The sequence below is a fragment of the Nocardioides sp. genome (assembly GCF_051876515.1).
GTDB lineage: Bacteria > Actinomycetota > Actinomycetes > Propionibacteriales > Nocardioidaceae > Nocardioides.
In genome coordinates, this window is sequence record NZ_JBJEHY010000204.1 from 1 (window position 1) to 6,572 (window position 6,572).

A 6,572-nucleotide genomic window follows, 5' to 3' on the forward strand; every position below is an offset into this window, starting at 1 on the left:
AGCTCCATCAGCCCGGAGAAGCCCACGCACACCCCGCCGCACTGCTCGATGAGGCGACGGGTGGCCGCTGCGGTGCCGCCGGTCGCGAGCACGTCGTCGACCATCAGGACGCGCTCGCCGGGCTGGATCGCGTCCCGGTGGACCTCCAGCGTGGCGCTGCCGTACTCGAGGTCGTACGAGACCGCGTGGGTCTCGCGGGGCAGCTTGCCGGCCTTGCGGACCGGGATGAAGCCAGCCCCGAGGGCCAGGGCCACCGGAGCGGCGAGGATGAAGCCCCGCGCCTCCATGCCGACCACCTTGTCGACCACCACGGTGCCGTCGGCGTCGCGTCCGGCCTCGGCGAGTCCCTCGATGATCTGGGTGAAGGCGGTGTGGTCGGCCAGGACGGGAGTGATGTCCTTGAAGACCACGCCCGGCTCGGGCCAGTCGTTCACGTCGACGACCAGCGACTCCAGCGCCGCGCGCGCGGCGTCCCGAGCGACCACCTCAGGCCTGCTCGGTGTCGGCAGCGTCCGCGTCGGGGGCGTCGGTCGCGTCCGCCGCGGGAGCGGACGTCTCACCCGCGTCGACCTGGGCGATCGCGGCACGCATGACCTCGACCTCGACGCCGGGCGCCAGCTCGACGCGGGCACGCTGGTCGGTCACCGAGGTGACGGTGCCGAAGATGCCCGAGGAGAGCATGACCCGGCTGCCGACACCGACCTCGGACTGCATCCGCGCCACCTCGCGCTGGCGGCGCTGCTGGGGGCGGATGAGGAACAACCAGAAGAACAGCAGGACAAGGACGAACGGGACGGCGTTCACCAGGAGTTCCACGACACACCTCAGGAGCTTCGAGAGCAGGACGCGCAAGAACCGCGCCCTGCGATCCTAGTGGGTGCCCCGGCACGCTCCGACAGCCCCGTCACGGGACCGGGTGTGGAGCCGTCAGACCGCCTTGACGCTGAGGACCGGGCACTTCGCGTCGAGCAGGACCCGCTGGGAGTTGCTGCCCATCACGAGCTTGCCGACGGGCGAGCGCCGGCGCAGGCCGATCACGATCAGCTCGGCGTCGTTGGCCTCGGCGATGCTCAGCAGGTCCTCGGCGGGCTCGAAGCCGCGCACCAGGTGGCGTACGTCGAACTCGACGCCGGAGTCGGTGAGCACCGCGCGCACCCGCTCCATCTCGGCCTCGGCCGCCTCGGACTTGGCCCCGTCGAACTCGGCACCGCCGCGGTGGGAGCTGACCACCACGACCTTCGAGCCGCGCAGGCGGGCCTCCGCGATGCCGGCGCGCAGCGCCGCCTCCCCCTCGGGCTTGGGAACGTAACCGACGACCAAGGTGCCCATCCGACGTCTCCTCTCACCGCGGCGCGACGAGTGCGCCAGCCCTTGGCACCGTAGCCGACGCGGGCCGTCCGAGGACAGGGGCACGCGGCGCGGAGTGTCCACCGGCCTGTGGAGAGAGGTCCTCGGTCCCCGCGTGGGTCGGGCACAGTACCGACCATGGAGATGACCGGTTCTCTGGACCCGCGCAGCGTGGGGCTGCTGCGTGAAGCGGTGCTGAGGCACCGGGAGACGGAGCCGCGACGCCGGTTCGTCCCGCGGTTGCACGTCGGGGTGCCGGGTCGACGTACCGCGGTCCACGAGGTGCGCGGGGACGAGGACCAGGCGGCGCGGACCGACCTGGTGGCGGCGATGGTGGAGCCGTTCTCGCCCGGGGTGGGTGTCGCCCGCCCGGACCTGTACGCGTGGCTGACCCGCCCCGGCCACCTCACACTCCACGACCTCGACGCGGACTGGTCGGTCGCCGTCCGCGATGCCTGCGCGCAGGTGGGACTCGACGCCGTGTTCGTCGTGGTCACACGGGAAGGTTGGTGGGATCCGCGGAGCGGCGCCTCGGCGCGCTGGGTACGCCTGCGCCGCTCCCCCGTGGCGTGACAGCGTGAAGAGGCACGCCGCCGACGGGGCTCACAGCCCGCCGGGACTCACCGCCAGGTGTGCACCGGCTCGTTGCTGTGCATGCGCTCGACGTACTCCAGCAGGGTGCCGCGCAGGTCGTCGAGGCGGTCCTGACCGCGTCGCTGGGCCATCCGGGCCACGAACCACTCCGCGCCGCTGGTCTGCGCGCTGCACCGCTGCTCGATGATCCCCAGGTAGCGGTCGCGCTCCTCAGCCCCGACCCCGGCGTCGGCGAGCCCCTGGTCGGCCAGTGGAAGCAGGCGGCGCAGGACGAGCTCGGTGGCGGCGACCTGGCCCACCCCGGGCCAGTAGATCTTCGCCTCGACCCCGTGCCTGGCCGCCACGTGGAAGTTCTCCTCGGCAGCGGAGAACGACATTTGTGACCACAACGGGCGCTGCTGCGACCCGAGGGCACGGACCAGTCCGAACCAGAAGGCCGCGTTGGCGATCATGTCCGCCACCGTGGGCCCCGCCGCCAGCAGCCGGTTCTCGATGCGCAGGTGCGGCACGTCGTCGACCACGTCGTAGACGGGCCGGTTCCAGCGGTAGACGGTGCCGTTGTGCAGGCGCAGCTCGCTGAGACTCGGGGTCCCACCGGCTGCCAGCACGGCCAGCGGGTCCTCGTCGGCCTGCACGGGCAGCAGGGACGGGAAGTAGCGCACGTTCTCCTCGAACAGGTCGAACACCGAGGTGATCCAGCGCTCCCCGAACCAGACCCTGGGTCGGACACCCTGCGCCTTCAGCTCGTCGCTGCGCGTGTCGGTCGCCTGCTCGAACAGGGGGATGCGGGTCTCCCTCCACAGCTCACGACCGAAGAGGTACGGCGAGTTGGCCGAGATGGCCAGCTGGACCCCTGCGATGGCCTGCGCCGCGTTCCAGTACGACGGGAAGTCCGCGGGCGAGGTCTGCAGGTGCAGCTGCATGCTGGTGCACGCCGCCTCCGGAATGATCGTGTCGGTCGTGGTCTGCAGTGACTCCTCACCGTCGATGCGGATCGAGATGTCCTCACCCCGCGCAGCGAGGATCTGGTCGCTGAGGAGGGCGTAGCGCGGGTTGGCGCTCATCGTGGCCGGGGTCATGTGCCCCTCGGCCAACGTCGGCAGGATGCCGATCATGACCTGGTGCGCGCCCACCTCGGACGCCTTCACCTCGGCCGCGTTGAGCGAGCGGCGCAGCCCCTCCTCGAACGTCGTGAGCCCTGACTCGCGGAGCTTGGCCGGAGGCACGTTGATCTCGATGTTGAACTGCCCGAGCTCGGTCTGGAACTCCGGGTCCGCGATCTGGGCCAGCACCTCGGCGTTGCGCAGTGCGGGGTCCCCTGCGGCGTCGATGAGGTTGAGCTCGACCTCCAGACCAGTCATCGGATCGTCGGTGTCGAAGCGCGACTCACGCAGCATCCGCGCGAACACGTCGAGGTTGCGCCGGACCTTTTCCCGGTACTGGGTACGGTCCGCGCGGGTGAACTCCTGGGGGTCGACCTCTTCTCCCATGCACCGACCTTAGTGGGATCCGCAGCCCCCGGGACGGAACTCGGGCTGGACCAGCTCATCCTCAGGCAGCGGGGTCCGGGAGCTTCAGCACGTCCCTCCGCCAGTGTTCCCACTGCCCGGGGTGCTGAGCCTGCTCCAGCAGACCCGCCACCAACCGGGCCAGCGAGTGGTCCGGCCGGCAGCGTCGTGCCCGGTCCACGGCGCACCAGGCCAGCGCACCGTCGCCCGAGAGCCACGCCACGAAGGCAAGGACTGCGCAGACGTCCGCCGCCCACCTGTCCGGCACCCGCTGGGCCGCGTCGCGCCACAGGTCCACCGCCCCAACGGCCCGAGCGCGGTCGAGGTGCGACCAGACGTGGTCGCGGCGGTGCCCGTCAGCGAGGCTGCGCACCACGTTGGCGAGCTCGTCGTCGCTGAACCGCTCACCCTGCCCGGCACGACGTCGGGCGAGCGAACCCAGCGTGTGCGGCGCCAGCGGTCGGGCCGCCTCCACGCAGGAGGCGAACTCCCGCTCCCCCACCGCGGCGGCCTCGACGGATGCCGCCAACGCCGCCCGGTCGGGGAACAGGACGCGGCCAGCCACGACGCTCTGGGCGGTGAAGCGGTGGCTGGACAGGTCGTGCGCCACACCCTCGTACGCGGCGGGGTGGTGACCGGGCAGGACGCCGTACCAGTGGGTGCGGTCGACCCGCAGCACCTCGAGCACCTCGAGACCGGCGTCGACGAACGTGTCGCGCAGCTGCCAGCCCAACGCCTCCACGCACTCTGCGTCGTCCTCCACGTAGAACAGGAGGACCACGGCGGTGATGCTGTGCTGGATCGCCGGGCGGAGCAGTGCCTGGGCGAGGCCGTCCGGGTCGTCGCGGTCGTGGTCGACGCGGGCGTGGAAGCTGGAGCCGTTGACGTCGAAGGTGAGCATCACCACCGAGTCGGCCGGCACGAAGCCGAGGGCGGCAGGAACGAACGCGACGAAGTCGCCCGGGCTGCGGACCACCATGGTGGGTCCTTCGGAGGTGTGGTTCATGACAGCGAGCATCTCCGCGCAACGCGGCCGAGCGACGCTCTCCACAGGAGCGGTCGCCTCCGACGCCGTGTCCGCGTCCTGGGCACAACATCTGGCTGGTGCCGGCACGGCTCGCTGTCGTGTCGGCGCGACCACCTGACAAGATGCACGGGTGGGCAGGAGGGCGGACTGATGCGCAGCAGCGCCTCGGTGCTGCACCTCGACCTCGACGCCTTCTTCGCCTCGGTCGAGCAGCGCGACAAGCCCTCCCTGCGGGGCAAGCCGGTGGTCGTCGGCGGCATCGGCGGGCGCGGGGTCGTGTCGACCGCGTCGTACGAGGCCCGCGCCTTCGGGGTGCGCTCCGCGATGTCCACCCGCGAGGCGCGCGCCCTGTGCCCCCACGCGGCCTTCCTCACGGGCAGGTTCCCCGCGTACCACGCGAGCAGCAGGGCCGTGATGGACGTGCTGCGCAGCGTCACCGACCTGGTGGAGCCCCTGTCGCTGGACGAGGCGTTCGTCGACCTGGCCGACGCCGACCTCCCGGACCACTCCCCCGACACGGTGCGCGCGCTGGGCGAGAAGATCCGGGCCCGCGTCCACGAGGTGACGGGCGGGCTCACCGCCTCGGTCGGGATCGCCTCCTCGAAGTTCCTGGCCAAGATCGCCTCCGAGCTGGACAAGCCGGACGGGCTCACGGTGGTGCCACCGGGGACCGAGCTGGACCTCCTCACCCCGATGGACGTCCGCGTCATCCCCGGCGTCGGGCCGGCGACGGCCGAGCGGCTCCGCCGGATCGGGGTGCACACCGTCGAGGAGCTCCAGGGACTCTCCCTCGACGAGCTCGTGCGCGTGCTGGGCAAGGCGCAGGGCCACGGTCTGCACGAGCTGGCCAGGGCGCGCGACGACCGCCCCGTGGTGCCCGAGCGGGAGGCCAAGTCGGTCAGCGTCGAGGGCACCTACGACACCGACCTCACGGACCGGCGCCTGCTGGAGGGTCTCCTGACCCGGCAGGCCGGCGACGTGGCGGCCCGGCTGCACAAGCACTCCCTGTCGGGCCGCACGGTGACGGTGAAGGTCCGCCTGCACGACTTCACCACGGTGAGCCGGTCACAGACGCTCCCGTCGCCCGTCGACCAGGCCGACGCGATCGCGCGGACGGCACGCGGGCTTCTGGGCGAGGTGGACACCTCCGGCGGCGTACGCCTGCTCGGGGTCGGTGTCTCCGGTCTTGCCGACTGGATCCAGGAGGAGCTCTTCGCGGCCGAGGACGAGCCCGACGAGGTGCCGGTGGTCGCGGTGGAGCCGCCGCGACGGCAGTGGAGCCCCGGGGCCGACGTGCTGCACACCGAGCACGGACGTGGCTGGGTCTGGGGCGCTGGTCGTACCGTCGTGACGGTCCGCTTCGAGACCCGGCACAGCGGCCCCGGCCCCGTACGCAGCTTCGCCGTCGACGACCCCGAGCTCAGCGTGACGGACCCCGAACCGCTCGCCTGACGAGGTGCGCCGGGTGCGGCGCCTCAGGGACCCTCCTGAGAACTCCCTGAGAGTCCCCCGAGAGTACGCGATCGAGGCAACTCTCGGCGTGCGCCAGACGTCTGTGGTGGTGAAGGCTGACGACAGAGGCCTCCGGACCACCCCCTCCCACGAGGGAATCCCGGACCCTCCGAATCGGTTGCACATGTCGAGGAGTCCCGGTCAGTCCGGGGCTGCGAGGAGGATCATGATGAGCACCGCACAGATCACCAGGACGCGCGAGATCGAGGGCCGCGACGGCGTCGGCCTGTACCTGGACGAGATCGCCCGCACCCCCCTGCTCGACGCGCAGACCGAGGTCGAACTCTCCAAGACCATCGAGGCGGGTCTGATGGCCCAGCACCTGCTGGACACCGGCCGCGTCGGCCGCCGCAAGGGCGGTGCCCCCATGTCGGCCAACGAGGCCGAACTGGAGTGGCTGGCCGAGCAGGGCCGCCTGGCGATGGACCAGTTCATCAACGCCAACCTGCGCCTGGTCGTCTCCATCGCCCGCAAGTACGGCCGCGCCCAGATGCCGATGCTCGACCTGATCCAGGAGGGCAACACCGGCCTCATCCGCGCGGTCGAGAAGTTCGACTACACCAAGGGTTACAAGTTCTCCACGT

Annotated in this window: 8 protein-coding genes; 3 read left to right on the forward strand and 5 right to left on the reverse strand. The window is 71.5% G+C overall.

Annotated features, from left to right (window positions below; all coding sequences use genetic code 11):
* The 3 genes from ACI379_RS14910 to ACI379_RS14920 form a co-directional block, all read right to left on the reverse strand.
* The coding region (locus ACI379_RS14910) for an adenine phosphoribosyltransferase (protein ID WP_439792887.1) at nucleotides 1-485 on the reverse strand (485 nt) is incomplete at its 3' end.
* Between the two features lies 1 nt (nucleotide 486).
* Complete coding sequence (gene yajC / locus ACI379_RS14915) at nucleotides 487-816, reverse strand: preprotein translocase subunit YajC (RefSeq protein WP_439792889.1); 330 nt, start codon at nucleotides 814-816, stop codon at nucleotides 487-489.
* A gap of 111 nt (nucleotides 817-927) precedes the next feature.
* Nucleotides 928-1,329 carry a universal stress protein gene (locus ACI379_RS14920; protein WP_439792890.1) on the reverse strand — a complete coding sequence of 134 codons (402 nt, stop codon included), beginning with the start codon at nucleotides 1,327-1,329 and terminating at the stop codon, nucleotides 928-930.
* A gap of 162 nt (nucleotides 1,330-1,491) precedes the next feature.
* Between ACI379_RS14920 and ACI379_RS14925 the strand changes: the two genes are divergently transcribed.
* Nucleotides 1,492-1,920 (forward strand): hypothetical protein, encoded by a 429-nt coding sequence (locus ACI379_RS14925; RefSeq protein ID WP_439792892.1) that lies wholly within the window; start codon nucleotides 1,492-1,494, stop codon nucleotides 1,918-1,920.
* Between the two features lie 47 nt (nucleotides 1,921-1,967).
* Here the strand turns inward: ACI379_RS14925 and ACI379_RS14930 are convergent, their stop codons facing one another.
* The gene (locus tag ACI379_RS14930) at nucleotides 1,968-3,431 is read right to left on the reverse strand and encodes a glutamate--cysteine ligase (RefSeq protein ID WP_439792893.1); all 1,464 of its coding nucleotides are present in this window, start codon (nucleotides 3,429-3,431) and stop codon (nucleotides 1,968-1,970) included.
* 61 nt (nucleotides 3,432-3,492) lie between these two features.
* Nucleotides 3,493-4,455: a DUF4192 domain-containing protein gene (locus ACI379_RS14935; RefSeq protein WP_439792894.1), complete on the reverse strand. Its 963-nt coding sequence runs from the start codon at nucleotides 4,453-4,455 to the stop codon at nucleotides 3,493-3,495.
* A 171-nt stretch (nucleotides 4,456-4,626) separates the two neighbouring features.
* Here ACI379_RS14935 and ACI379_RS14940 point away from each other — a divergent pair, with 171 nt between their 5' ends.
* Both ACI379_RS14940 and ACI379_RS14945 read left to right on the forward strand, forming a co-directional pair.
* Nucleotides 4,627-5,928 carry a DNA polymerase IV gene (locus tag ACI379_RS14940; RefSeq protein WP_439792895.1) on the forward strand — a complete coding sequence of 434 codons (1,302 nt, stop codon included), beginning with the start codon at nucleotides 4,627-4,629 and terminating at the stop codon, nucleotides 5,926-5,928.
* Nucleotides 5,929-6,154: 226 nt separating this feature from the next.
* Nucleotides 6,155-6,572 (forward strand): sigma-70 family RNA polymerase sigma factor (locus ACI379_RS14945; protein WP_439792896.1); only part of this gene is annotated, 418 nt, incomplete at its 3' end.

Coding starts and splice junctions, on each gene's coding strand:
- ACI379_RS14920 (WP_439792890.1), bottom strand. CDS start 1,329: ATGGGCACCTTGGTCGTCGGTTACGTTCCCAAGCCCGAGGGGGAGGCG.
- ACI379_RS14925 (WP_439792892.1), top strand. CDS start 1,492: ATGACCGGTTCTCTGGACCCGCGCAGCGTGGGGCTGCTGCGTGAAGCG.
- ACI379_RS14930 (WP_439792893.1), bottom strand. CDS start 3,431: ATGGGAGAAGAGGTCGACCCCCAGGAGTTCACCCGCGCGGACCGTACC.
- ACI379_RS14935 (WP_439792894.1), bottom strand. CDS start 4,455: ATGAACCACACCTCCGAAGGACCCACCATGGTGGTCCGCAGCCCGGGC.
- ACI379_RS14940 (WP_439792895.1), top strand. CDS start 4,627: ATGCGCAGCAGCGCCTCGGTGCTGCACCTCGACCTCGACGCCTTCTTC.